Source organism: Pseudorhodoplanes sp. (assembly GCF_059499825.1).
Genome location: NZ_JCABZI010000004.1, coordinates 1 through 24,418, shown reverse-complemented (window position 1 = coordinate 24,418; position 24,418 = coordinate 1). Strand labels below are relative to the sequence as shown.

General features: G+C 63.4%; 20 protein-coding genes. All 20 read right to left on the bottom strand.

Annotated elements, in window-relative coordinates; all coding sequences use genetic code 11:
* Positions 1-53 precede the first annotated feature (53 nt).
* Complete coding sequence (gene bamA / locus AC5I5I_RS06745; RefSeq protein ID WP_495971206.1) at positions 54-2,477, bottom strand: outer membrane protein assembly factor BamA; 2,424 nt, start codon at positions 2,475-2,477, stop codon at positions 54-56.
* 167 nt (positions 2,478-2,644) lie between these two features.
* Positions 2,645-3,790 (bottom strand): RIP metalloprotease RseP, encoded by a 1,146-nt coding sequence (gene rseP, locus AC5I5I_RS06740; protein ID WP_495971204.1) that lies wholly within the window; start codon positions 3,788-3,790, stop codon positions 2,645-2,647.
* A gap of 31 nt (positions 3,791-3,821) precedes the next feature.
* Entirely contained in the window at positions 3,822-5,054 is a 1,233-nt protein-coding gene (gene dxr / locus AC5I5I_RS06735) for a 1-deoxy-D-xylulose-5-phosphate reductoisomerase (RefSeq protein ID WP_495971202.1), read from the bottom strand.
* A gap of 3 nt (positions 5,055-5,057) precedes the next feature.
* Complete coding sequence (locus AC5I5I_RS06730; RefSeq protein WP_495971200.1) at positions 5,058-5,918, bottom strand: phosphatidate cytidylyltransferase; 861 nt, start codon at positions 5,916-5,918, stop codon at positions 5,058-5,060.
* A gap of 2 nt (positions 5,919-5,920) precedes the next feature.
* On the bottom strand, positions 5,921-6,673 hold the full coding sequence (locus AC5I5I_RS06725; protein ID WP_495971198.1) for an isoprenyl transferase: 753 nt from the start codon (positions 6,671-6,673) through the stop codon (positions 5,921-5,923).
* Between the two features lie 30 nt (positions 6,674-6,703).
* The gene (gene frr / locus AC5I5I_RS06720) at positions 6,704-7,267 is read right to left on the bottom strand and encodes a ribosome recycling factor (protein WP_495971196.1); all 564 of its coding nucleotides are present in this window, start codon (positions 7,265-7,267) and stop codon (positions 6,704-6,706) included.
* 114 nt (positions 7,268-7,381) lie between these two features.
* Positions 7,382-8,098, bottom strand: a complete 717-nt coding sequence (pyrH, locus tag AC5I5I_RS06715) for a UMP kinase (protein WP_495971194.1) — start codon at positions 8,096-8,098, stop codon at positions 7,382-7,384.
* 25 nt (positions 8,099-8,123) lie between these two features.
* Positions 8,124-9,047: a translation elongation factor Ts gene (tsf, locus tag AC5I5I_RS06710; RefSeq protein WP_495971192.1), complete on the bottom strand. Its 924-nt coding sequence runs from the start codon at positions 9,045-9,047 to the stop codon at positions 8,124-8,126.
* A gap of 65 nt (positions 9,048-9,112) precedes the next feature.
* Positions 9,113-10,108, bottom strand: a complete 996-nt coding sequence (locus tag AC5I5I_RS06705) for a 30S ribosomal protein S2 (protein WP_495971190.1) — start codon at positions 10,106-10,108, stop codon at positions 9,113-9,115.
* 246 nt (positions 10,109-10,354) lie between these two features.
* Positions 10,355-13,777: a DNA polymerase III subunit alpha gene (gene dnaE, locus AC5I5I_RS06700; protein ID WP_495971188.1), complete on the bottom strand. Its 3,423-nt coding sequence runs from the start codon at positions 13,775-13,777 to the stop codon at positions 10,355-10,357.
* Positions 13,778-14,391: 614 nt separating this feature from the next.
* Positions 14,392-15,108 (bottom strand): ABC transporter ATP-binding protein, encoded by a 717-nt coding sequence (locus AC5I5I_RS06695; RefSeq protein WP_495971186.1) that lies wholly within the window; start codon positions 15,106-15,108, stop codon positions 14,392-14,394.
* Positions 15,109-15,115: 7 nt separating this feature from the next.
* Positions 15,116-16,384, bottom strand: a complete 1,269-nt coding sequence (locus AC5I5I_RS06690) for a lipoprotein-releasing ABC transporter permease subunit (protein ID WP_495971184.1) — start codon at positions 16,382-16,384, stop codon at positions 15,116-15,118.
* Between the two features lie 143 nt (positions 16,385-16,527).
* Positions 16,528-17,847, bottom strand: coding sequence for a proline--tRNA ligase (gene proS, locus AC5I5I_RS06685; protein WP_495971182.1), 1,320 nt, complete (start codon positions 17,845-17,847; stop codon positions 16,528-16,530).
* A 412-nt stretch (positions 17,848-18,259) separates the two neighbouring features.
* Positions 18,260-18,496, bottom strand: a complete 237-nt coding sequence (locus tag AC5I5I_RS06680) for a DUF2188 domain-containing protein (protein ID WP_495971180.1) — start codon at positions 18,494-18,496, stop codon at positions 18,260-18,262.
* A gap of 87 nt (positions 18,497-18,583) precedes the next feature.
* Positions 18,584-18,856 carry a DUF1467 family protein gene (locus tag AC5I5I_RS06675; protein ID WP_495971178.1) on the bottom strand — a complete coding sequence of 91 codons (273 nt, stop codon included), beginning with the start codon at positions 18,854-18,856 and terminating at the stop codon, positions 18,584-18,586.
* A 135-nt stretch (positions 18,857-18,991) separates the two neighbouring features.
* Complete coding sequence (mce, locus tag AC5I5I_RS06670) at positions 18,992-19,396, bottom strand: methylmalonyl-CoA epimerase (RefSeq protein WP_495971176.1); 405 nt, start codon at positions 19,394-19,396, stop codon at positions 18,992-18,994.
* Between the two features lie 7 nt (positions 19,397-19,403).
* Positions 19,404-21,074, bottom strand: coding sequence for a ribonuclease J (locus tag AC5I5I_RS06665; RefSeq protein WP_495971174.1), 1,671 nt, complete (start codon positions 21,072-21,074; stop codon positions 19,404-19,406).
* Positions 21,074-21,853, bottom strand: a complete 780-nt coding sequence (locus tag AC5I5I_RS06660) for a biotin--[acetyl-CoA-carboxylase] ligase (protein ID WP_495971172.1) — start codon at positions 21,851-21,853, stop codon at positions 21,074-21,076. Before AC5I5I_RS06660 ends, AC5I5I_RS06665 begins: the two co-directional genes overlap by 1 nt.
* Before the next feature lie 125 nt (positions 21,854-21,978).
* On the bottom strand, positions 21,979-23,406 hold the full coding sequence (nuoN, locus tag AC5I5I_RS06655; RefSeq protein WP_495971170.1) for an NADH-quinone oxidoreductase subunit NuoN: 1,428 nt from the start codon (positions 23,404-23,406) through the stop codon (positions 21,979-21,981).
* On the bottom strand, positions 23,403-24,418 hold a 1,016-nt coding region (locus AC5I5I_RS06650; RefSeq protein WP_495971168.1), incomplete at its 5' end, for an NADH-quinone oxidoreductase subunit M. The genes nuoN and AC5I5I_RS06650, both read right to left, overlap by 4 nt.

The following is a 24,418-nucleotide window of genomic DNA, read 5'->3' as shown; positions in this document are numbered from 1 at the left end:
CGGCTCGCAACATCATTCTGGCGGCTTCTGGCGGAGAACCGGACCCTTGTCGATCAGAACTTCGTTCCGCCGCCGAAGCGGAATTCCTGCACGATATCGTAGCTTTCCTTGTTGAGCGGGATCGAATAGTCGAACCGCAACGGTCCGAAGGGCGAATCCCAGATCAGGCCGGCGCCGACGGATGCGCGGATGAGCTTCGAATCCGCAAACGTCATGACCTCACCGCCAGCGCTTGTCGGTCCCTTGTAATCCCACACATTACCCGCGTCGGCGAAGATCGAAGCCCGGATCCCGACATCCTTCGGAATGAAATGCAGCGGGATGAACAATTCCGCGCTCGCAGCCCAGAAATTCGCACCACCGATCGCATCCTGGGTGGTCCATGGCGTCAGATCGCGCGGCCCGAAGCCGTTCTGGCGGAAACCGCGGACCAGGTTCGGCCCGCCCTGATACAGATCGTTGAAGCGCAGATTGTTGCCATTCCACGGCGTGATATTGCCGGCCTGGAAGCGCAGCAGCCCGACGAAATCCGGGATCACCTCCTGATAGAAGCGAATATCGCCGGAGGTCCGGATGAAGTTCACATCGCCGCCGATGCCGGCGAATTCCTGCTTCAGTTCGCCGCGAATACCGGAGGACGGGTTCCGGTTATTGTCCAGCGTATTGTAGATCAGGCTGTAGCCCGCCATCGACGTGATCTGCGCGCCCTGATCGAAGCTCAGGCGAACCGGCAGCGACGGCACGATCGACACGTCGTTACAACCGTTCGGCTTCGTCCAAGTCGGGTCGTTCTCCGGTTTCCACGGCACCGTCGTATAGCAGGCCGACGTGCCTTCCTGCAGCGTGATCTCCTGCTGGAACAGCGAGTAGCGAAGCTGCAGCGCGAGGTCCTCGCGAAGCTCGAAGCCGAGCCGCACCGCGCCACCCAATGTCCGGGTATCGTACGAGGTGTATTGCTGCTGGTCGGTCTCCTTGCCGAAGAAGTCGAGACCAAGCGCCATCCGGTAATCGAGGAAATACGGCTCGATGAACGACAATTCGAAGCCGCGTGCGCGCTGGCCGTATTGCACCGCCGCTCGCACCGCCTGGCCGCGGCCCAGCAGGTTGCGTTCGCCGACCGACACTTCGCCAAGCCAGCCGTCCTGAGTCGAGTAACCGCCGGAGACGGAGAATTCACCGGTCGACTGTTCCTCGACCTCGACGTTGATCACGACCCGGTCCGGTGAAGTGCCGGGCTCATTGGTGATCTTCACCGACTTGAAATAGTTCAGGTTCTTCAGGCGACGCTCGGCACGGTCGACGAGTGCGCGGTTGTAGGCGTCGCCTTCGGCGAGATCGAACTCACGCCGGATCACCCAGTCCCGGGTCCGCGTGTTGCCGCGGATCTGGATCCGTTCGATGTAGGCCCGGGGCCCCTCCTCGACCGTGAAGACCACATTGATGACCCGGCCTTCGAAATCGCGATCGCCGCGCGGCCGCACCACCGCAAACGGATAGCCGCGGCGCGCCACATCGATGGCAATCGATTCGACCGACTTTTCGACGGCTTCGGCGTTGTAAACCGAGCCCCGTTTTGCCTTCAGCTTGTCGGCCAGCGAGGCTGCGTCGACGGCGCGCACGTTCGATTGGATGTCGACCGCGCCGAATTTGTATTGCTCGCCTTCGTCGATCGTGAACGTGACGATGAACGCACCGGCCTGAGGATCGAATTCGCTCACCGCGGACACGACGCGCACGTCGGCGAAACCATGCTTCAGGTAGAAACGGCGCAGCAGGTCGCGATCCGCCTCGATCCGGTCCGGATCATAGACGTCGCTCGACTTCATGAAACTGAGGAAATTGGACTCGGTGGTCTTGATGATGTCCTTGAGCCGGTAGTCCGAATAATACCGGTTGCCGACGAAACGGATGCTCTTGACGCCGGTTTTCTTGCCTTCGTTGACCTCGAAAACGAGATCCACGCGATTGTTCGGGAGCTCGATGACCTTCGGCACCACGCGCACGTCGTAGCGCCCGTTGCGCCGATATTGCTCGATGATGCGCTGGGTGTCCGATTGCACGACCGGGCGGGACAGCGTGCCACGAACCTTCGACTGAATCTCGCCGAGGAGCTGCTCGTCCTTGGCTTTGACGTTCCCCTCGAATGCGATCCTGTTGATGACCGGATTTTCGACAACCGTCACATACAGCCGACCGCCGGCCTGACGGATGCGGATATCCTGGAACAGGCCGGTTGCGTAGAGGCCCTTCAGGCCTTCGTCGATGGTCGCGGCGTTCAGGCCGCCGCCGGCAGATTTGAAGTAGGAGCGGATGGTGTCGGCTTCGATGCGGCGATTGCCTTCGACCACGATACTGCTCGCCGATTGGGCATAGGCTGGCCCAGCCGGCACTGCGATCGCAGCGACGCCGAAAAAGATTCCCCCGAGGATAAAGGCTGCCAGCCCCATTCCCCGCCAAACTCGGGTACCGATTCCCATTCCCACGCGCTCTTGTCCCACCCCTTTGGCAATCAGAATCGTAAACAAGTGTCTACCACCACTCGTTTTTACAGCCTTGGGCCAAAGGCGCAAACGAAACCGCTCCAATCCACGACTAACCCCGGGCACGTTGCCGCCTCGCCACACAAAGTTCCCCCGCGAAGGTGTCAGGAGGCCGCCAAATGGATGATGTCGTTAAAAGTTGCAAAAATCATCAACATCACCACCAGCGCCAACCCTACACGGAACCCCATTTCCTGGGCACGTTCAGACAGCGGCTTTCCCCGTACCGCCTCTATTCCGTAGAACAAAAGGTGACCGCCATCGAGGAGCGGGACCGGGAAGAGGTTCAGCAGGCCGATCGAGACCGACAGGATCGCCGACAGGTTCATTAGGGCAACAAAGCCGACGGTGGCGACCTGGCCTGAGACCTGGGCAATCCGGATGGGACCGCCCAGCTGGTCCGCGGCTTCCCGTCCAACGATGACGCCGCCGAGATAGGACAGCGTCCGATCGATGACGAACCAGGTCTCCTCGATGCCCATCCATAGCGCCGGCAACGGAGACACGGTCTGATGTTGGGCATCGGCCGGCGCCATCGAACGGCTGATGCCCAATACGCCGAGCCGGTGCGTGTTGCCGAAATTGTCCTTCACCTCGCGCAGCGTCGGGGTCGCCTTCAGGTCGACCCGCGCACCGCCGCGCTCGACCGTCACTGCGAGCTGCTGTCCGGCATTGGTGGAGACCACCCTCTGCATTTCGGAGAATGTCTTGATCGGCCGGCCGTCGATCGCGACCACAACGTCGCCGGCCTGGAAACCTGCTGCCGCGGCCGCGCTGTCCGGCTGGATGCCGTCGACCCGCGCCGAGGTCGAGGGCTTGCCGTAGAACACGAAGATCGATGCGAAGATCAGGATCGCAAGAATGAAGTTTGCGATCGGCCCGGCGGCAACGATCGCCGCGCGCTTGCCGACGCTCTGATGATGGAAGCTTTCCCGCCGCTCCGCCGCCGTCATCGTTGATACGCTGGCATGATCGGGCGTGCTGGCAGCATCCTCGTCGCCGAAGAACTTTACGTAGCCGCCGAGCGGGATCGCCGAAATCTTCCAGCGGGTGCCGTGCCGATCGTTGAAACCCAGAAGCTCGGGGCCAAAGCCGACCGAGAATACCATCACCCGTACGCCACACAGCCGGGCGACCAGGAAATGGCCCAGTTCGTGAAAGAACACGACGATCGTCAGCACGAACAGGAACGGAAGCAGCGAGCCGGGAAAGCCGCCGCCCCAGAGGCTGAAATTGTCGAGAAAACCCATGCACGGACCCTATTCCCCAAATGGCGGCAATTTAGTGAAGACCCGCTGAAGCCGACGACTTCAACGTGGCCGCAATCTCCCGCACGGTGCGGTCGATCGCCAAGGCCTCTTCCACGCTTGCCGGCTCGCGAACTATCCCCCTTCGGGCCGCAGCATCCAGACTAGCCTCCACGAGCGACGGAATGGCGGCAAATCCGAGGCGACCTGCAAGAAATTCCGCGACCGCGACCTCGTTGGCGGCATTCAGCACCGTCGGGGCGGCGCCGCCCTCCTCCAGCGCGGTGCGCGCCAGCCGCAGGGCGGGAAACCGGACCAGGTCGGGCGCCTCAAAGGTGAGACTGGCCATCTCGTCCAGCCGCAATTGCCGCGCGGGCTCGTTCATGCGCTCTGGCCAGGCCAGGCAATGCGAGATCGGGATCCGCATGTCCGGCGCGCCGAGCTGCGCAATGAAAGAGCCGTCCCGGAATTCGACGATGCCGTGCACGATCGATTGCGGATGGACGTACACGTCGATGTCCTTCGCCGGCATCTGAAACAGGTGATGCGCCTCGATCAATTCGAGTCCCTTGTTCATCAAAGTCGCGGAATCGATCGTGACCTTGGCGCCCATCGACCAGTTCGGATGCTTCAGCGCCTGTTCGCGCGTGGCATTCCTGACCGCCTCCGCGCTCCATGTCCGGAACGGCCCGCCGGACGCGGTCAGGATCAGCCGGCGAACGTCGGACCGCCGCCCCGCGGCCATCGCCTGGAACAGCGCGTTATGTTCGGAATCGACCGGCAGGATCGTGGCGCCCTTCTCCGCGGCCCGCCGCATGAACAGCGCGCCGGCGCAGACGAGGCATTCCTTGTTGGCGATCGCGACCGCGGTGCCGCGCTCGATCGCGGCCATGGTTGGCGCCAGCCCCGCAGCGCCGCTGATCGAGGCGACGATCAGGTCGGCCGGGCGCGCCGCAGCCTCGATGACCGCATCGGCTCCGGCCGCAGCGGTGATACCCGACCCGGACAAGGCATCCTTCAGCGCCCCATAGGCGTCCGGCTCGGCCACTGCGGCGAAACGGGCCCCAAGCGCGATGGCGGTCTTGGCCAGAGCCTCGACGTTGCGCTGCGCGGCCACCGCTTCAACGCAGTACCGGTCGCGCTGCCGCGCCAGCAGGTCGAACGTGCTGGTGCCGATCGACCCGGTTGCACCCAGGATACTGATCGTTCGCAGCGCCGTTTCGGGCGATGCAGTCTGGCGGGGAAGACGGGGTGCGGTTTTGACCATTGATTACCAGACCAGAAGCCCTGCGGCGGGGTTGTCGAAGCCGCCGCGCGACACGCCGATCAGCGCCGCCACCGTTACGGCGAAGATAAATCCATCGAGGCGATCCATGACGCCACCATGGCCGGGAATGAGACCGCTGGAATCCTTCACGTCGAAATGCCGCTTCAGCCAGGATTCGAACAGGTCACCGCCCTGCGACGCGATCGACAGGATCAGCGCGACGATGCCGATCATCACGGGATTGGGTAGCGAAAACATCAACGCGACGCCAATCGCAGCCGCAATCCCGACGATGGTGCCGCCGATCGCGCCGGACCAGGTCTTTTTAGGACTGATCGCCGGCGCGAGCTTTGGGCCTCCGAATGCGCGTCCGGCAAAGAAACCGCCGATATCGGTACCCCAGACGATGGCGAACAGGAGCAAGATCGCCGCAAAACCGTAGGCGTCGCCGGACCGCACGATGATCGTCGCCATCAGCAATACCGACGCGTAGAGAAGGCCGCCGGCGACCGCCAGCGCCCGTTTGCCTGCGGTCACGATCCCCGCCAGTACGCCCAGCGCAACAATCATCAGTGCGATGGACGGATGGCCGCTCTCGAACATGATGCCCTGCAGCACCAGCGCACAAATACCGGTCGCGAGCAGCACGTTGCGGCCGGACGGCTCGATCAGGCCGATCCATTCCCACCACACCGCAATTGCGGCGAGCCCCCAGAACAAAGTGAACGGCCAGTCGCCGAGCCAGGCGGCGCCGATCGCGAGCGGCGCCAGGATGGCGGCTGACGCCACCCGCAGCCACAGATTGCGCGCCGACGGCGTAGAGGTCGTCTCAATCAGCGGAATCGATGGCTTGCCACCTTCCATGATCAGGATCCGGCTGCCGCCAGCCCACCGAACCGCCGCTCCCGCCGCGCAAACTCGGAGACTGCCTGCTCGAGAGCGGCACGGTCGAAATCGGGCCAGAAGGTCGGGACGAAGACGAGTTCGCTATAGGCCGATTGCCACAACAGGAAATTCGACAGCCGCTGCTCCCCGCTGGTCCGAATGATCAGGTCGGGATCGGGAAGATCGGGCATATCCATGAACTGCGACAGCCGCTCTGCCGAGATGTCGGACGACGACATGCGCCCGGCCGCAACCTCGTAGGCCAGCCGCTGCGCCGCGCGGGCGATTTCCTGACGGGCGCCGTAATTGAAGGCGACGACGAGCGTCATGCCGTCGTTGTCCCGCGTCATCTCTTCGGCTTCCTCGAGCAACCGTCTCACGTCGGGGGCCAGCGTCTCACGCTCTCCGATGACCCGCACGCGCACGTTGTTGCGCTTGAGATCGGCAAGATCGTTGCGAATGAACAGGCGCAGCAATCCGAGCAGGTCGCGGATTTCGGATTTCGGACGGGTCCAGTTTTCCGAACTGAAAGCAAAAATCGTCAGGATGCCGATGCCTATCTCACCGGCCGCGCGCACGGTGCGGCGCAGCGCCTCGACGCCACGGCGGTGCCCCTCGCCGCGCGGAAGCCCGCGCGCCGCGGCCCAGCGCCCGTTGCCATCCATGATGATGGCAACGTGACGGGGGACTTCGAAACCCGAAGTCCCGTCGACTGACACCTTTGGCATCGACATGGTTGTCAAGTCCGCAATCCGGAGCGGCGGTCAGACCGTCAGGATTTCCTTTTCCTTGGTGGCGAGAAGCTGGTCGATGTCCTGAATGGCCTGATCCGTCGCCTTCTGGATTTCGTTGGCGTGGCGCTCGTGATCGTCCTTCGAAATCTGGGAATCCTTTTCGAGCTTCTTGATCACGTCGATGCCATCGCGGCGCACATGCCGCACCGCAACCCGCGCAGACTCGGCGTATTTATGCGCAACCTTGACCAGCTCCTTGCGGCGGTCTTCGTTCAGTTCCGGAATCCGCAGGCGGATGACTTGGCCTTCGGTCTGTGGATTGAGCCCGAGATTGGCTGCGGTAATCGCCTTCTCGACCGCATGCACCATCGCGCGGTCCCATACCTGCACGCTGAGAAGCCGCGCCTCGGGCACGCTGACCGTCGCGAGCTGCGACAGCGGCATGTGCGTACCATAGGCATCGACCTGCACCGGTTCCAACAGGGTGGCGCTGGCCCGGCCGGTGCGAAGCCCGGACAATTCCTGCTTCAGCACGCCGAGCGCGCCCTGCATGCGCCGCTTCAGATCGTTGATGTCGTGGGTTGTCGCTGCCATCTCGCTGTTCTCTTGGATTCGCTCTTGGACCGTTTTCTCGAATCGCTCTGTCGGATCATTGCCGGACCCGACCGAATCGGGCCGTGCGCCGCAAAAACCGAATCTCAGCCGGACTCAATCGGCAACGATGGTCGCCCGGCCCTTTCCGCGCAAGACGGACTCGATAGCTCCTGGCTCGCGGATCGAAAAAACGATGATAGGCATACCATTCTCGCGGGCAAGCGCGAACGCCGTCGAATCCATGATCTTAAGGTTGCGCTCCAGAGCCTCCCTGGGGCTCAAGCGGTCGTATCTCCGGGCGGAACTGTTCTGCTTGGGGTCGGCATCGTAGACCCCGTCGACATTGGTGGCTTTGAGCACCGCATTGCAGTCGAGTTCGGCGGCGCGCAGAACCGCCGTGGTATCGGTTGTGAAATACGGATTGCCGGTGCCGCCGGCGAGCAGCACGACGCGCCCGGCCCCGATCAGATCGAGCGCGCGGCGTCGCGAAAAGTGATCGCACAGGGTCGGCATCGGAATGGAGGACAACGTCGCCGCGGGCGCACCGTGGCGCTCGATGGCAGCCTCCATCACCAGGCTGTTCATCACCGTCGCCAGCATCCCCATCGTGTCACCGGTCGGGCGTGACACGCCCCGGCCGGAGACTTCGACGCCGCGGAAGATGTTTCCGCCCCCGACCACCAGCGCGATATCGACGCCAAGACGGCGCGAGGCCGCGATGTCGGCCGCAATGGTCTCGACGATGGATTGATCGACGCCAAATCCTGCCGGGCCGGCAAGGGCTTCGCCGGAGAGCTTGACGACCACACGTGCATAGACCGGTTGGGCCATGATGCGATCGTCCCGGCGTTGGCCGTTAGCTCTTGCCGGCGGCGGCTGCGACTTCGGCGGCGAAATCGCTGTCCTGCTTCTCGATCCCTTCGCCGAGCTTGTAGCGCACGAATCCGGTGATCTTGATCGGGCCGCCGACCTTGCCTTCGGCCTCTTTCATCGCCTGCGCGACGTTCTTCTTGTCGTCATGCACGTAGGACTGATCGAGCAGGCAGACTTCCTTGTAGAAGCTCTTGAGGCCCGATTCGACGATCTTCTCGATCACATTGTCCGGCTTGCCGGAGGCCTTGGCCTTGTCGGCCAGGACACCCTTTTCGCGCTCGATCACGTCCGCGCCGAGCCCCGACGAATCCACCGCGAGCGGACCGGTCGCGGCAATATGCATTGCCACCAGCCGGCCGAGAGCCGCCAGTTCCTGCTTGTCGCCGGTCGACTCGATCGCGACCAGGACACCAATCTTGCCGAGACCTTCGGAAATCGAATTGTGCATATAGGTGCCGACAACGCCGCTGCCGACCGACAGCGACGCCGCGCGGCGAAGCGTCATGTTCTCGCCGATGGTGGCAATGGCGGACGCAATGGCTTCCTGCACCGTCTTGTCGCCGACCTTCGCCGCCTTCACAGCTTCGGCGTCGCCGCCATTGGACAAAGCCGCGTCGGCAATCAGCTTGACCAGGCCCTGGAAATGGTCGTTGCGCGCAACGAAGTCGGTCTCGGCATTGACCTCGACGATCGCTCCTTTTCCTTGAGCTGTCGAGATGCCGATCAAGCCTTCGGCCGCGACGCGATCGGCCTTCTTGGCGGCCTTGGACAGGCCTTTCTTGCGCAGCCAGTCGACCGCAGCCTCGATGTCGCCCTTGGTCTCGGTCAGCGCCGACTTGCAATCCATCATGCCCGCGCCGGTCTGTTCGCGCAGATCCTTCACGAGCGCTGCGGTGATTTCTGCCATATCAAAAATTCCGAAAGAGGACTTTGCGGCGCGGGTCCGGGCCCGCGCCGTTGGTTCGACGATGTCTATTCGGCGTCGGCCGTGAATTCCTTGGCCTTGGCGACCCACTGGTCGGCACGGCCCGGCAGACCGACTTCTTCACCAAGCCGATGCGCCTGTTCGTGCGCAAGCGGTGCCAGCTGCCAATAATGGAAGATGCCGAGATCGTTGAGCTGCTTCTCGATCGAGCCCGAAACGCCCGGCAACTTCTTCAGATCGTCGGCAACGCCGCGCGGCCCAGGCAGCGCTTCGTAGCCGGTGTCGCTCGCCGTCGGCAGGTCTTCCATCACCGGCTCTGCGGCCGCGCCGACATCGATGCCACGCTCGCCCTGCGAGCGGCCGATGCCATCGATCGCGGCGCGTGCGATCAAATCGCAATAAAGCGAAATCGCGCGGCTGGCGTCGTCGTTGCCCGGCACGGCATAGGTGATGCCGTTCGGATCGCAATTGGTATCGACGATCGCGGCGACCGGAATGTTGAGCCGGCGCGCTTCCTTGATCGCGATGTCTTCCTTGTTGGTATCGATCACGAACAGCATGTCGGGAATGCCGCCCATGTCCTTGATGCCGCCGAGTGAGCGATCGAGCTTGTCGCGCTCGCGCTGCAGGTCGAGGCGCTCCTTCTTGGTGTAGCCCTGGGCCTCGTTCGAGGAGAGCATCTCCTCGAGCTTGCGCAGCCGGGCGATCGATCCGGAGATAGTCTTCCAGTTGGTGAGGGTGCCGCCGAGCCAGCGCGAATTGACGTAATACTGCGCGCTCTTCTTCGCGGCTTCCGCGATGCCGTCCTGCGCCTGGCGCTTGGTGCCGACGAACAGAATACGTCCGCCCTTGGCCACGGTGTCGGACACCGCCTGCAAGGCCTGATGCAGCATCGGCACGGTCTGCGCGAGATCGATGATGTGGATGTTGTTGCGGACGCCGAAGATGTATTCACCCATCTTCGGGTTCCAGCGGTGGGCCTGATGGCCGAAGTGAACGCCAGCTTCCAATAGCTGACGCATGCTGTAATCGGGCAGCGCCATAGATATTCTCCGGTTTTTTCCGCCGCGGATGACGTGAACGGCGGGCGGGATGCCCGACGCCACCGGATGGCCTGCCGTCCCGTTACCGGGGCGAAAAACCCTGATCCGCGTGTGAGATGGCGCGCATATAGACGCATCCCCCGGAAAAGGCAAGGAAAAGCGGGATTCCTGTGCGGGCCCTGAAATCAGCCCCGCCGCAGGTCGGCATGCCATCGGGCGGGAGTCCTCCGGCACTGGATGGCGCCGCTACCCCGCCTCGACCATGACCACCCCGGGCAGCGCCTTGATCGCACCGGCGATCTGCGGGGAGACCTTATAGCGGCCTGGCAGCTTCACATCGACCTCGCCGCCATCCGACAGCATCAGGACGAAACGGACCTCGCCGTCCCCCCTCGCCTCCAGCCGGTTGGTGATGGTGTCGAGCGGCGCCGGATCGCGCAGGAAAATCTGCAGGCTCTTCTGCACCTTCTCGGCGGCCTGATCGAGCCGTTCAACGCTCTGGATGCGAGCCCGGACGTCCTCGCCCTGAGCCTCGGCGGACAGGAACAGAAGCACCGCGTTCCCGGGCTCCAGCAGCTCGCGATATTGCTGCAGTCCTTCCTGGAACAGCACCGCCTCGTATTGCCCGCTCGGATCGGACAGGCCGATGATACCCATCTTGTTGCCGGTCTTGGTCCGGCGCTCGGCGCGCGAGATCACGGTTGCCGCAGTGCGGCCGGCACTCGCGCCCGCCCGCACCGACTTGGTGAACTCCATCCAGTTCAACACCTGCATGCGCTTCAGCGCCTTTGCATAATCGTCGAGCGGATGGCCGGTGAGGAAGAAGCCGATTGCCTCGTATTCGCGTTGCAGACGATCCGCCGGCGCCCACGGTTCGACATTCGGCAGCCGCAGCGGCTCGCGATGCGACGGTCCGCCGAACAATTCGTTCTGCCCGCTCTCGGCCGCATCGTGGGAGCGCTGCGCGGTGGCAAGGATGGTCTCGACCGCGGCATGGACGCTGGCGCGATTGGCTTCGAGCTGGTCGAAGGCGCCGGCGGCGGCAAGGCTTTCCAGCACGCGCTTGTTGACCGCCCGCGGATTGATGCGGGACGCGAAATCGGTGAGATCGCGGAACGGACGGTCCTTGCGCGCGGCCACGATCAGGTCCACCGCCTGCGCGCCGACGCCCTTCAGTGCGGCAAGCGAATAATAGATCGTGTTGCCCTCGACCTCGAAGGCGCGGCCCGACCGGTTGATCGACGGAGGCATCAGCTTGATCCCGAGCCGCTCCGCTTCGTTGCGGAATTCCGCGAGCTTGTCGGTATTGCCCATATCGAGCGTCATCGACGCGGCCAGAAACTCGACTGGATAATTCGCCTTCATCCACGCGGTCTGGTAGGCGACCAGCGCATAGGCCGCGGCGTGGCTCTTGTTGAAGCCGTATTCAGCGAAGCGTTCGAGCAGATCGAAGATCGCATCGGCCTGAGATTTTTGCACGCCGCGCTCGACGGCCCCTTTCACGAAACCCTGCCGCTGCGCCTGCATCTCGCTGCGGATCTTCTTGCCCATGGCGCGGCGCAACAGATCCGCCTGCCCGAGCGAATAGCCGGCCAGAAGCTGGGCGGCCTGCATCACCTGTTCCTGGTAGACGATGACGCCGAAGGTCTCTTTCAGCACCTCCTCGAGCTTCGGATGGATGTAATCCGGCTCCTCGTCGCCGTGCTTGCGCGCGCAATAGGTCGGGATATTCGCCATCGGACCCGGCCGGTACAGCGCGACCAGCGCGATGATGTCCTCAAACCGGTCAGGCTTCATGTCGAGCAGCGCCCGGCGCATGCCCTGACTTTCCAGCTGGAAGATGCCGACCGCTTCCGCCCGACCGAGGAGTTCGTAGGTCTTCGTGTCGTCGAGCGGGATCGCGGAGAGGTCGATATCGATCTTGCGGGCCTTCAGCAGATCGACCGCGGTCTTCAGCACCGTGAGCGTCTTCAGGCCGAGGAAGTCGAACTTCACGAGACCCGCCGGCTCTACCCATTTCATATTGAACTGGGTGACCGGCATGTCGGATTTCGGATCGCGATACAGCGGCACCAGTTCCGCCAGCGGCCGATCACCGATCACGATGCCGGCGGCGTGGGTGGACGCATGGCGCGTCAGCCCCTCGAGCTTGCGGGCGATGTCGAAGGCGCGCCGCACCGTGGGGTTGGAATCGCGCTCGGCCTGCAGCTTTGGTTCATCCTCGATCGCCCGCGCCAGCGTCACCGGATTGGCCGGATTCTGCGGCACCAGCTTGCACAGCTTGTCGACCTGACCGTACGGCATCTCCAGCACGCGGCCGACGTCGCGAAGCACGCCGCGCGCCTGCAGCGTACCGAAGGTGATGATCTGCGCCACCTGATCGCGGCCGTAGCGCCGCTGCACGTATTTGATCACCTCGTCGCGGCGGTCCTGGCAGAAATCGATGTCGAAGTCCGGCATCGACACGCGCTCCGGATTGAGGAAGCGTTCGAACAGCAGCCCGAAGCGGATCGGATCGAGATCGGTGATGGTGAGCGCATAGGCGACCAGAGATCCCGCTCCCGAGCCGCGGCCGGGCCCCACCGGAATGCCCTCGCCCTTCGCCCATTGAATGAAGTCCGCGACGATCAGGAAATAGCCCGGATATTTCATGCGCTCGATCACATCGATTTCGAACGCAAGCCTCTCGTCATATTCTTCACGCGTCACGCCGGGAGCCAGACCATGCAGCGCGATGCGCCGCTCGAGCCCGGCCTTCGCGCGCTCCCTCAATTCCACGCCTTCATCGGCGTCGCCCGATGTGAAGCGCGGCAGGATCGGCTTCAGGGTGCGTGGGCGGTACGAACAGCGCTGAGCAATCTCGACCGTGTTGGCGATCGCCTCGGGCAGGTCGGCAAACAATTCGGTCATTTCCGAGCGGCTCTTGAAGCAATGCTCGGGCGTCAGCTGCCGCCGGTCGGTTTCGGCAATGAGCCGTCCTTCCGCGATGCAGATCAGCGCATCGTGCGACTCGTAGTCGTCGGGTGCGGCGAAGAACGGTTCGTTGGTCGCGACCAGCGGCAGCGATTGCGCATAGGCGATGTCGATCAGATGCGGTTCGGTCGCACGCTCCTCGGCAAGTCCGTGACGCTGCAATTCGACATAAAGCCGGTCGCCGAACAGCCCGCGCAGCGTGGCCGCGCGGGCCTGCGCGAGATCGAGCTGCCCGGCGGCAATCGCCTGATCAAACGCCCCGCCCGGTCCGCCGGTCAAAGCGATCAGACCGTCGGTGCCTTCGGCGAGCCAATCGGCCCGGATATGCGACCGCTCGGTGCCGGATGTCTCAAGAAAGGCGCGCGACGACAGCCGCATCAGGCGCTGGTAGCCGTCCTCGCGCGCGGCCAGAAGCACGATGCGCGGAAATGACGTGTTGTGCGCCGGATTGCGCGGGTCGCGCGGCTGGTCGCCGAAATCGATCGAAAAGCAGCAGCCGACGATGGGCTGGATTCCCGAGGACGCGAGCTTCTCGGAAAACTCCAGCGCCCCGAACATGTTGTCGGTATCGGTGAGTGCGAGCGCCGGCTGGCGGTCGGCCTTGGCGAGGTCCGCCAGCTTGCCGATCTTCAGCGCTCCTTCGAGCAGCGAATAGGAAGAGTGCACATGCAGGTGCACGAAGGGTGCATCCGACACCGAGGCCTCACGAATCTGATTGGTCAGCTGCAATCGTGCGGAGACCGGACGGCCAAGTCCATACCCAATCCCGCGGGGCGGCCACGCGCACCCGTTTTCCCCAAGGGGCGATTACCGAGGGGCCGGATCGCTGTTCAGCTCAAGCCGAGCGGCGAAGAAGGCCACGGCCCGACCGGACTATGGAAGCAGCCGGGCGCCCGCCTACGCAGAACGAAATCCAGGATGGGCGCCCGGCCGAAACCGCGTCCTTTTCTCCCGCGGACGCAACAAACGCATGACGCTACTCACAGGCGAACAAAAACCGTCATAGGCCGCCGAGCACCTGCGCCCAGATGGCGATCATCCCCAGAAACAGCGACAGCGAGGCCAGTGCGGCGGCCTCCTCGACGACGGCGCGAAACATGACGGGCCCCCTGCCTGAAAGTCCAATATTGGACAGAACGTAAGGGGAACATAGTTCTGTTTTTGTTCTCAGTCAAGCCTGCCGTTAAAGCGGGATGGAATCGTCCACCTGCACGCGAAATGCCCTGTTTGAGCGCCAGGGACCACGGGATCGTTTTCGGGATTTTGTCGGCCCAGCCGAGATACCTGCGCTCAAGAGCGCGGCCGCCGCCTCAATCCAGCTCGACCACCACGCCGTCGCGTATGGTCACCCGCCGGTCCATCCGGCGCGCCAGTTCGAGATTGTGGGTCGCGATGATCGCGGCCAGTCCCGACGCGCTGACGAGCTGCCGTAGCGTATCGAAGACGTGGTCTGCGGTGTGCGGATCGAGATTGCCGGTCGGCTCGTCGGCCAGCAGGATCCGCGGCGCATTCGCTACGGCACGCGCGATGGCAACGCGTTGCTGTTCGCCGCCCGACAGTTCGGCAGGCCGGTGCTCCAGCCGGGCCTTCAGCCCAAGATAACTGAGCAGCTCGCTCGCCCGCTTGCGCGCTTCCGCACGCGACAGGCCACGGATCATCTGCGGCAGCATCACGTTCTCGACGGCGGAGAATTCCGGCAGCAGGTGATGCGCCTGATAGACGAAGCCCATTTCGACCCGCCGGATTTCGGTTCGCTCGGCGTCGGACAGGGCGGCGGTCGGCTTGCCGTCGACGAACACTTCACCGCCGTCGGGATGTTCCAGCAATCCCGCGATGTGCAGGAGTGTCGACTTGCCGGCGCCGGACGGCGCGATCAGCGCGATCGACTGACCGAGCCAGCAACCGAGCTCGGCGCCGCGCAGGATCATCAGTTCGGCCTCGCCCTGCTGATAGCGCCGCTGGACTGCGTTGAGGTAGAGCACCGGCCCGGTCGCCGGCCGCGCAGCGGCTGCCTGGTCGTCCGCCATCACGCGCTCATTCATAGCGGAGCGCCTCGACCGGATCGAGCCGTGCCGCGCGCCATGAGGGGTAGATCGTCGCGGCGAGCGACATCGCCAGCGCGATGACAATGACGGCAGTGGTTTCGCCCGCATCGATCTCGGCCGGCAAACGCGACAGGAAGTAGAGCTCCGGCGCAAATACCTCACGCGCAGTCAGCCACGACACGAACTGCCGCAGCGACTCGATATTGGCGCAGACCACCACGCCGACGATGAATCCGAGCGTGGTCCCGACGACGCCGATCGAGGCGCCGGTGATCAGGAAGACGCGCATGATCGCACCCTGGGTCGCCCCCATCGTGCGCAGGATCGCGATGTCGCGCCCCTTGTCCTTCACCAGCATGAACAGGCCGGAAATGATGTTCATCACCGCGACCAGCACGATCATGGAGAGGATCAGCGCCATCACGTTGCGCTCGACCTGAAGCGCGTTGAAGAAGGTGGCGTTGCGCTGGGTCCAGTCGGTGATGAAGATCGGCCGTGCGGCGGCTTGGGTCAGCAGCGTCCGGAATTCGCGGTAGCGGTCGGGAGAGTCGATATAGACCTCGATCGCGGTGACGTCGTTGGCGCGATTGAAATAAGCCTGAGACTCCGCCAGCGGCATGAACACGAAATTGGAATCGTATTCCGACATCCCGATCTCGTAGACGCCGACCACCTTGTAGGTCTTGATCCGCGGCGTCGTGCCCATCGGCGTAACCGCTCCGCGTGGCGCAACCAGCGTCGCGCTGTCGCCGGCGCGCACCGACAAGGCATCGGCCAGCCGCTTGCCGATGATGATCCCCTGCCCCTCGTCGAACCCTTCAAGCGAACCCTGCCGCAGATTCGCGGAGATCGAGGCCTGCTTGTCGATGTCCGCCGCGCGCATGCCGCGAACCCCGACGCCGGTCGAATGGAACGGAGAAGAAATCAGCGCCTGGCCATCCACCATCGGCGCCGCAAGACGGACGCCCGGCACCCCGCTGAGGCGGGTTGCGAGTTCCTTCCAGTCGGTCAGCGGCGACTCGAGCGGCTGCACCAGCAGGTGTCCGTTCATGCCGAGAATCTTGTCGAGCAATTCCTTGCGGAAGCCGTTCATCACCGCCATCACGATGATCAGCGTCGCGACGCCGAGCATGATTCCGAGAAACGAGATGCTGGCGATGACGGAAATGAATCCTTCCTTGCGCCGCGCCCGCAGGTAGCGCAGCGACAGCATCCACTCGAATGGGGCAAAGGGCCGCGTCGCGGTGGGTTCGCTCATTCAGGCTCCTGAACCTGCGGATTTCATCAGATTCTGTCCGATCCAGGCCACCGCCAAATACTGTCCAGACAGTGACATACACACATTCATGGGGACAGCTCGTCAGCAAAATACCGCCCGCGATGCGGTAGCGCCGCGTTCGATCATCCGAACCGGTTCAGCACCTCGTCGGGACTCAGCATCTCCCGGCTCCCGTCCGCCCGCCGCTTGACCTCGAACTGCCCGGCGGCAAGACCTTTCGGACCAATCACGACCTGCCACGGTATTCCGATCAGATCGGCGGTTGCGAATTTCGAGCCGGGCCGTTCGTCGAGGTCGTGATAGAGCGTATCCACACCCCGCGCCTGCAGTTCGGCATACAGTTTTTCACAAGCGGCGTCGGTTGCCGCATCTCCCTGTTTCAGATTCAGGATCGCAACCCTGAACGGGGCTACGCTTTCGGGCCAGATGATACCGGCATCGTCGTGAGACGCCTCGATAATGGCGGCCACAAGGCGCGACGGCCCGATGCCGTAGGACCCCATGTGAACCGGGTGGTCGTTGCCGTCCGGGCCCTTCACCAGCGCCTTCATCGGCTCGGAATATTTGGTGCCGAAATAGAAGATGTGGCCGACCTCGATACCGCGTGCCGACACGCGCGACGCCTCGGGCAACGCATCGAACGCCGCGGCGTCATGCTTCTCGGATGTCGCCGCATAGAGAGCGGTCCAGTGGTCGACCGTCGCCTGCAGGCCGGCAATGTCGTCGAAATCGACAGTCTCACCGGGAACGTTGAAACCGAGATAATCGCGATGGCAGAACACTTCGCTCTCACCGGTCGAGGCGAGGATGATGAATTCGTGGCTCAGATTGCCGCCGATCGGGCCGGTCTCCGCGACCATCGGAATAGCCTTCAGACCCATGCGGGCGAAGGTGCGCAGATAGGCGACGAACATCTTGTTGTAGGAATGCCGTGCGCCGGCCTGGTCGATGTCGAAGGAATAAGCGTCCTTCATCAGAAATTCGCGTCCGCGCATCAATCCGAAGCGCGGGCGGACCTCGTCGCGGAACTTCCACTGGATATGATAGAGATTGAGCGGAAGCTCGCGATAGGAGCGCACGTAAGCGCGGAAGATGTCGGTGATCATCTCCTCGTTGGTCGGACCATACAGCATTTCACGAGTATGACGGTCCTTGATTCGCAGCATTTCCTTGCCGTAGGCGTCGTAACGTCCGCTCTCCCGCCACAGCTCGGCGCTCTGTATCGTCGGCATCAGAAGTTCGATTGCGCCGGCTCTGTTCTGCTCTTCGCGCACGATGTCGCAGATCCTGTCGAGAACGCGCAGGCCGAGCGGCAAAAACGCATAAATGCCCGCCGACTCCTGCCGCATCATGCCGGCCCGGAGCATGAGCCGGTGCGACACGATCTCCGCCTCTTTCGGGGTTTCGCGCAGGATCGGAAGGAAGTACCGCGACAATCGCATCGTTTGCTTTCGGGGAATCGGCCGGATCGGCGCTCGGAGCACTGAAACCGGATCGCGGCCGAAAATTCAAGGCAAGCTCAAAGCTTGGGCAGGCCCATGATCGGCGATTAGCAGGGACTTGCCGTGTGACAGAAAGATGCTATAGCTGATCGCCTTCGCGTTGGGCAGACGCTGCCCAACCGGTCCAAGTCTTGGGAGGATCGCGAGCGCCAAAGGCGCCGCCGACGCTTCAAATATAACAATAATTTCACGCCGGAAGCGTTTGCATAATTTTTGAGCAGGGCGATTGCCCTGCTCTTTTTCGTTCGGGGCCTCTATGTTGGCCCGTCGACACTCGTCCAAGTACGCCGGACGCCGATACTGAGCCGTCAAGACTCGCTTTACGAGCCCAAGCTGTGGAAAAACCCGAGTTTTACAGTCGCGGCGGATATGCGTTGCGGCCGAAAATCCATTCCGGTCGGAAATGCCCGTTCTCGCCGACGAGGCAAACCTCGGCGTTCTCGCCCCGGCCTTCGCCCAATCGCTGGGCCGCGTCCACGGCGAACATCAGCGCTTCCTGCCGGGTTTGATACGGCCCGAAAACGCCGCCCGCAAACTGGATCATCCAGCCGTCGGCGGCTTCAACGATGAAATAGCGCGAATGTGGCATCTCGTATCCCCAATCGTTCGGGTCGCGTCCCGGACAATCGCTGGCGCGCGCAGGCGTTCCGCCTTGCGCTGCATACAGCGCCAAAATTCAGGACGTGGGGAGCGGCCGCGGCAGCCCGGGAATGTCGTCGAGCCCGATCAGGCGATACACGTAAACGATTGTAATCAAAGAAAAAATTATCGTCGACACCAGCGTCGTCCAGATCAGCTTGGAGACGATGCGGGGCAGCACGGGGGCGCCGGGGTCGGTCCCAGGTTCGGTCTCGGTCTCATGCTGCGATGTGATCCCGAATGGCAAAACCGCGAACAGCGTCAGCCACCAGATCAGGAAATATATCGCGAAGCCGGTGGTCCAGGTCATGGGATCCAAGTCAACGGGTCAGGTCTGGGGCAGGTCAGGTGATGCATGTGGTGCGGGTCAACGCCCGACGCCATGCTCGAAGAAGTGCGTGGGAGGAGTGATCCTCGTCAACCGATATACGCCGAGGATCCCTGTTCAGACCTGTTCAAGTTCGACCAGCGTTCCGAAGAAGTCCTTCGGGTGCAGGAACAGCACCGGCTTGCCGTGCGCGCCGATTTTCGGCTGGCCATCGCCCAGCACCCGCGCGCCCTTTGCCTTCAGCGCATCGCGCGCCGCGATGATGTCGTCGACCTCGTAGCAGATGTGGTGGATACCGCCGTCCGGGTTGCGCTCGAGAAATTTCGCGATCGGCGAATCCGCACCCAGCGGCTCCAGCAGTTCGATCTTGGTGTTGGGCAGCGTGATGAAGACCGTGGAGACGCCATGGTCATGCTGCGGCACCTTGTCCGACACCTGCGCGCCGAGTGTCGTGCGGTAGACGTCCGACGCCTTCGCGATATCGCGAACGGCAATCGCCACATGGTTCAAGCGTCCGATCATGCGGCGATTATACAGCGAGAACGTGAACGTAACAGATCGGTTTCTTGCCCCATTGCTGGGCAATCGCCCCCCTCACCGCTCGCTTCACCGCCTCGGCGACGGCGTCCGGATCGCGGCGCTTCTGCCGGGGCAGGCTTTCGACGGTATCCTCCACCGCATCCAGCGCGACATCGGCGAGCGCCTTGCCGTCCCTGCCGCGTTCGGGAATGCCGAGCAATTCAACCTCGGGATCGGCGGCCAGCGCGCCCTTTTCGGTCAGCGCCAGCGCCACCGTGACCATGCCGACGAAGCTCAAGCGCCTGCGGTCGGCGATGGTGCGGCTGTCGGCACCGATCAGCACCGTGCCGTCCTTGTAGACGCGGCCATGCGGCAACTCGTCGATGACCCCAGGCGTGCCGGGTGCAATCTGCACCAGATCGCCGTTGCGGCAACTGACCACCCCGGGAATTCCGAGCCGCCGGCCGAGCGCCGCATGTTCGGACAGATGCAGCGCTTCACCATGCACCGGGATCAGGACTTTCGGCTTCACCCAGCCGAGCAATTCCTCAACTTCGCCGATCCGCGGATGGCCCGAAACATGGATCAGATGGGTGCGGTCGGTGATGACCTCGATCCCTTGGTCGATCAGTCCGTTGATGACGCCGGACACGGCCTTCTCGTTGCCGGGGATGGTGCGCGAGGAAAACAGCACCCGGTCGCCGCGCGCCAATGTGATGTCGGGATGGTCGTCGCGGGCGATGCGGGCAAGCGCCGCCCGCGGCTCGCCCTGGCTGCCGGTGCAAAGCAGGACCACCTTGTCAGGCGGCAGATAGCCGTAGACATCGGGCCCGCGAAACTCCTGCACGCCGTCGAGATAGCCGGTCTCGCGTGCCACCTGCACCACCCGCTCCATCGCGCGCCCGACCACCACGACCTCCCGGCCGGCGGCCTTTGCGCCGTCCGCCACCGCACGCAGGCGTGCGACATTGGAGGCGAAGGTGGTGACGGCAACCCGGGCCGGCGACGACGCGATCAATTCCGCGATCGTGCGCGCGACATCGGCCTCGGAGGGCGAACGTCCATCGCGTACGGTGTTGGTGGAATCGCCTACCACGGCGAGGACGCCCTCCTCGCCAAGACGACGCAGCTTGTCCTGATCGGTCGGCAGCCCGACGCCCGGCGTCTGGTCGAGCTTCCAGTCGCCGGTATGGAGCACAGTGCCGAGCGGCGTGCGGATCACCAGCGCATTCGATTCCGGTATCGAATGCGACATCGAAACCAGTTCGACATCGAAGGGGCCGATATTGAAACGGCTGCCGAGTGCTACGACCCGGACATCGATCTCGGGCGCTCCCGGCTCGCTCTCACGCTTCGCCTCGATCAGCGCCGCGGTGAAAGGCGTCGCATACACCGGTACCTTCAATTGGGGCCACAGGTCGAACAGCGCGCCGAAATGATCCTCGTGAGCATGGGTGAGCACGATGCCGGTCAGGTTGCGCCGCTCCTCGACCAGGTAGCGGATATCCGGGAACATCAGGTCGATGCCGGGCAGATGCTCCTCGGACGCGAACGAGACGCCGCAATCGACGATCATCCATTGCCGCCGCCGCTCGTCGCCCAGCCCGTAGACCGACAGGTTCATGCCGATCTCGCCGACGCCGCCAAGCGGTCCAAAGACGAGTTGTTCAGGTGCCGCCATCAGGTTGTCGCTCCGCCAGCCGCATCGCCGAAAAACACGTCGCCGGCGCTGACGACGCGGACCATGCCGTCTTTCTTCCGCAGGATCAGCCGGCCCTGCTCGTCCAGCGTTTCGAAAATACCCCGATCCACCCGGTCACCCATGCGCACCGAGATCGATTGCCCGATTCCTGCGGCCTGCGCGAGCCAGTCGTTCCGGACGGCCTTGAATCCCAGGCCGTGATCCCAGAGGTCCGCGCCGGCCACCCATGCATCGGTCAGCCTGGAAAACACCTCATCGGCCGTCACCCTATGCCCCAGCCCGTGCAGGGAACTGGCCGGAAACGCCATGGCCTCGGGGGCCGATGCGACATTGACCCCGAAGCCGATGACGATCGCCAGGGCCTGGCCCTGGGCTTCGGATTCCATCAACAACCCGGCGATCTTGCCCCCATTCGCCAGCACGTCATTGGGCCATTTCACCGACAGGTCCAGATCCGGCGCAAGCGCACGGCACGTCTCCCACACTGCGAGACTGGCAACGAAGCCGAGGGTCGCTGCAACCGCAGGGGTTACCGCAGCGGTAAAAGTCAGACTTGCCGTCAGATTGCCCGTGGCCGAAACCCATTCGCGCCCGCGCCGGCCACGGCCGGCCGTCTGCTCGCGCGCGACGATCCAGAGAGGTCCGACCTCGCCCGCGCGCGCCAGCCGCAACGCCTCGCTGTTGGTGGAGTCGAGTGTGTCGTAAGCGATGAGACGATGTCCCGCCTTCGTCGCGCGCGGACCGAGCGCGAAGGTCATCACCTCTCCCCGGCCATTCCCGCGAAAGCGGGAATCCAGACCTTCAGCTTCTGGGTCCCCGCTCTCGCGGAAATGAACGGCATATGAGGCTGCACCATCATCCCAACGGGCTTACACGCCACCCGTCAGAACAGCGACTTCGCCGCAACCGTTGCCGCATCGAGCAGCGGCGCCGGATAAACGAAGAACAACAGGTTGAGCAGGCCGGCGACGCCAAGCACGACCGCCTGTTCGCCCGGCATCGGCTCGAAGCTCTTGTGCGGCTCGTCGAAATACATGGTTTTGACGATCAGCAGATAATAATAGGCGCCGACCACGCTCGCGAGCACGCCGATGACCGCGAGTGCGTAGAGGCCGGCATTGATCGCCGCAATGAAGACGTAGAATTTCGCGAAGAAGCCGGCGAGCGGCGGAATGCCCGCGAGCGAGAACATCAGCATCGCCAGCAGGAACGCCATCATCGGCGAGGTGCGTGAGAGACCGGCGAGATCGGAGATATTCTCCACCATGCCGCCCGGCCGCTTCATCGACAGCACGCAGGCGAACGTGCCGAGCGTCATCACCACGTAGATCGCGACATAGATCAGGACGCCCTGCACGCCTTCCTGCGTACCGGCCGCGAGCCCGACCAGCGCGAAACCCATGTGACCGATCGAGGAATAAGCGAGCAGCCGCTTGATATTGGTCTGGCCGATCGCCGCGAACGATCCGAGCACCATCGACGCAATCGAGACGAACACTATGATCTGCTGCCATTGCAGCGTCACGGTCGGAAACGCGGTCATGGTGGCGCGCACGAACACGGCCATTGCTGCGACCTTTGGGGCAGCAGCGAAGAACGCGGTGACCGGCGTCGGAGCGCCTTCATAGACGTCCGGCGTCCACATATGGAACGGCACCGCCGAGACCTTGAAGCACAGACCAGCCAACAGGAAGACAAGACCGAATGTCAGCGCCAGCCCGCCCTGCGGCGCGGCCTGGGCAATTCCGGCAAAGGAGATATGACCGGTCGCGCCATAGATCAGCGACGCGCCATAGAGCAGCATGCCGGACGACAGCGCGCCCAGGACGAAATATTTCAATCCGGCTTCGGTCGACTTGGCCGAGTCGCGGTCGATCGCCGCGATCACGTACAAAGACAGGCTCATCAATTCGAGGCCGAGATAGAGCGCGATCAAGTCCGTCGCCGAAATCAGCATGCCCATGCCCACGGCGGAGAGCAGCATGAGGATCGGATATTCGAACTTGCGCATGCCGGCGCGCTTGACGAAATCGAACGACATCAGGATTGCGATCGCGGTGCCGCCGAAGGCGAGAATTTTCGCAAAGCGCGCGAAATCGTCGACCACGAAGCTGCCATTGAACGTCGCAAGCCGGCCTGACGGTAGCAGCACGACCGCAAGGCAGGCCACGACGAGCAGCCCGATCGACGCGGCGCTGACAGCGAGATTGGTGCGCTCGCCGCCAAAGGCGCCGACCATCAGCAGCACCATCGCGCCGACCGCGAGGATGATCTCCGGCAATGCCGGAATCAGACTGGGGACCGCGCTCATTTCGTTTCACCCGGGATGCGCCGATCGGCTTCGGCCTGCCTGGTCTTGCCGATCGCCGTCTGATACTGCGCGACCAGCGCATCGACCGAAGCCGACGACATGTCGAGAACGGGCTTCGGCCAGAAGCCGAACAGCAGCGTCAGGACCACGAGCGGCACGAATATGCCGATCTCGCGATAGTTCATGTCCTGAATGCCCATCAGCTTTGGCTTGTCGAGCTTGCCGAAGATCATCTTTCGATAAAGCCACAGCGCATAGCAGGCCGACAGGATCACGCCGAGGGTCGCCAGTGTCGCGACCTGGACATTGACCTTGAAGGTGCCCAAGAGCGTCAGGAATTCGCCGACAAAGCCGGACGTGCCGGGCAATCCGACATTGGCCATGGTGAAGAGCATGAAAACCGCGGCATAGACCGGCATGCGCTCGACCAGACCGCCATAGGCGGAAATCTCGCGGGTATGGATGCGGTCATAGACCACGCCGACGCACAGGAAGAGCGCGCCCGAGACGATGCCGTGCGAGATCATCTGGAAGATGCCGCCGCCGATCCCCTGCGCATTGGCAGCGAAAATGCCCATGGTGACGAAGCCCATATGAGCCACGGAAGAATAGGCGATGAGCTTCTTCACGTCCTCCTGCATCAGCGCGACCAGCGAGGTGTAGATGATCGCGATCACCGACAGCGTGAAGATCAGCGGGGTGAAATCCAGCGAGGCGAGCGGGAACATCGGCAGCGAAAACCGCAGGAACCCGTAGCCGCCCATCTTCAGCAGGATCGCCGCCAGCACGACCGAGCCTGCGGTCGGGGCTTCGACGTGGGCGTCCGGCAGCCAGGTATGGACCGGCCACATTGGCATCTTCACCGCGAACGAGGCGAAGAAGGCGAGCCACGCCCAGGTCTGCAACTGCTTCGGGAATTCGTGCTTGAGCAGCACGGTGATGTCGGTGGTGCCGGCGCTCCAGTACATCGCCATGATGGCGAGCAGCATCAGCACCGAGCCGAGCAGCGTGT

What these genes read in the sequence shown, in the direction of transcription:
- bamA (WP_495971206.1), bottom strand. Translation starts at nt 2,477, where the DNA reads ATGGGAATCGGTACCCGAGTTTGGCGGGGAATGGGGCTGGCAGCCTTT.
- rseP (WP_495971204.1), bottom strand. Translation starts at nt 3,790, where the DNA reads ATGGGTTTTCTCGACAATTTCAGCCTCTGGGGCGGCGGCTTTCCCGGC.
- dxr (WP_495971202.1), bottom strand. Translation starts at nt 5,054, where the DNA reads ATGGTCAAAACCGCACCCCGTCTTCCCCGCCAGACTGCATCGCCCGAA.
- AC5I5I_RS06730 (WP_495971200.1), bottom strand. Translation starts at nt 5,918, where the DNA reads ATGGAAGGTGGCAAGCCATCGATTCCGCTGATTGAGACGACCTCTACG.
- AC5I5I_RS06725 (WP_495971198.1), bottom strand. Translation starts at nt 6,673, where the DNA reads ATGTCGATGCCAAAGGTGTCAGTCGACGGGACTTCGGGTTTCGAAGTC.
- frr (WP_495971196.1), bottom strand. Translation starts at nt 7,267, where the DNA reads ATGGCAGCGACAACCCACGACATCAACGATCTGAAGCGGCGCATGCAG.
- pyrH (WP_495971194.1), bottom strand. Translation starts at nt 8,098, where the DNA reads ATGGCCCAACCGGTCTATGCACGTGTGGTCGTCAAGCTCTCCGGCGAA.
- tsf (WP_495971192.1), bottom strand. Translation starts at nt 9,047, where the DNA reads ATGGCAGAAATCACCGCAGCGCTCGTGAAGGATCTGCGCGAACAGACC.
- AC5I5I_RS06705 (WP_495971190.1), bottom strand. Translation starts at nt 10,108, where the DNA reads ATGGCGCTGCCCGATTACAGCATGCGTCAGCTATTGGAAGCTGGCGTT.
- AC5I5I_RS06695 (WP_495971186.1), bottom strand. Translation starts at nt 15,108, where the DNA reads ATGGCGGACGACCAGGCAGCCGCTGCGCGGCCGGCGACCGGGCCGGTG.
- AC5I5I_RS06690 (WP_495971184.1), bottom strand. Translation starts at nt 16,384, where the DNA reads ATGAGCGAACCCACCGCGACGCGGCCCTTTGCCCCATTCGAGTGGATG.
- proS (WP_495971182.1), bottom strand. Translation starts at nt 17,847, where the DNA reads ATGCGATTGTCGCGGTACTTCCTTCCGATCCTGCGCGAAACCCCGAAA.
- AC5I5I_RS06680 (WP_495971180.1), bottom strand. Translation starts at nt 18,496, where the DNA reads ATGCCACATTCGCGCTATTTCATCGTTGAAGCCGCCGACGGCTGGATG.
- AC5I5I_RS06675 (WP_495971178.1), bottom strand. Translation starts at nt 18,856, where the DNA reads ATGACCTGGACCACCGGCTTCGCGATATATTTCCTGATCTGGTGGCTG.
- mce (WP_495971176.1), bottom strand. Translation starts at nt 19,396, where the DNA reads ATGATCGGACGCTTGAACCATGTGGCGATTGCCGTTCGCGATATCGCG.
- AC5I5I_RS06665 (WP_495971174.1), bottom strand. Translation starts at nt 21,074, where the DNA reads ATGGCGGCACCTGAACAACTCGTCTTTGGACCGCTTGGCGGCGTCGGC.
- AC5I5I_RS06660 (WP_495971172.1), bottom strand. Translation starts at nt 21,853, where the DNA reads ATGACCTTCGCGCTCGGTCCGCGCGCGACGAAGGCGGGACATCGTCTC.
- nuoN (WP_495971170.1), bottom strand. Translation starts at nt 23,406, where the DNA reads ATGAGCGCGGTCCCCAGTCTGATTCCGGCATTGCCGGAGATCATCCTC.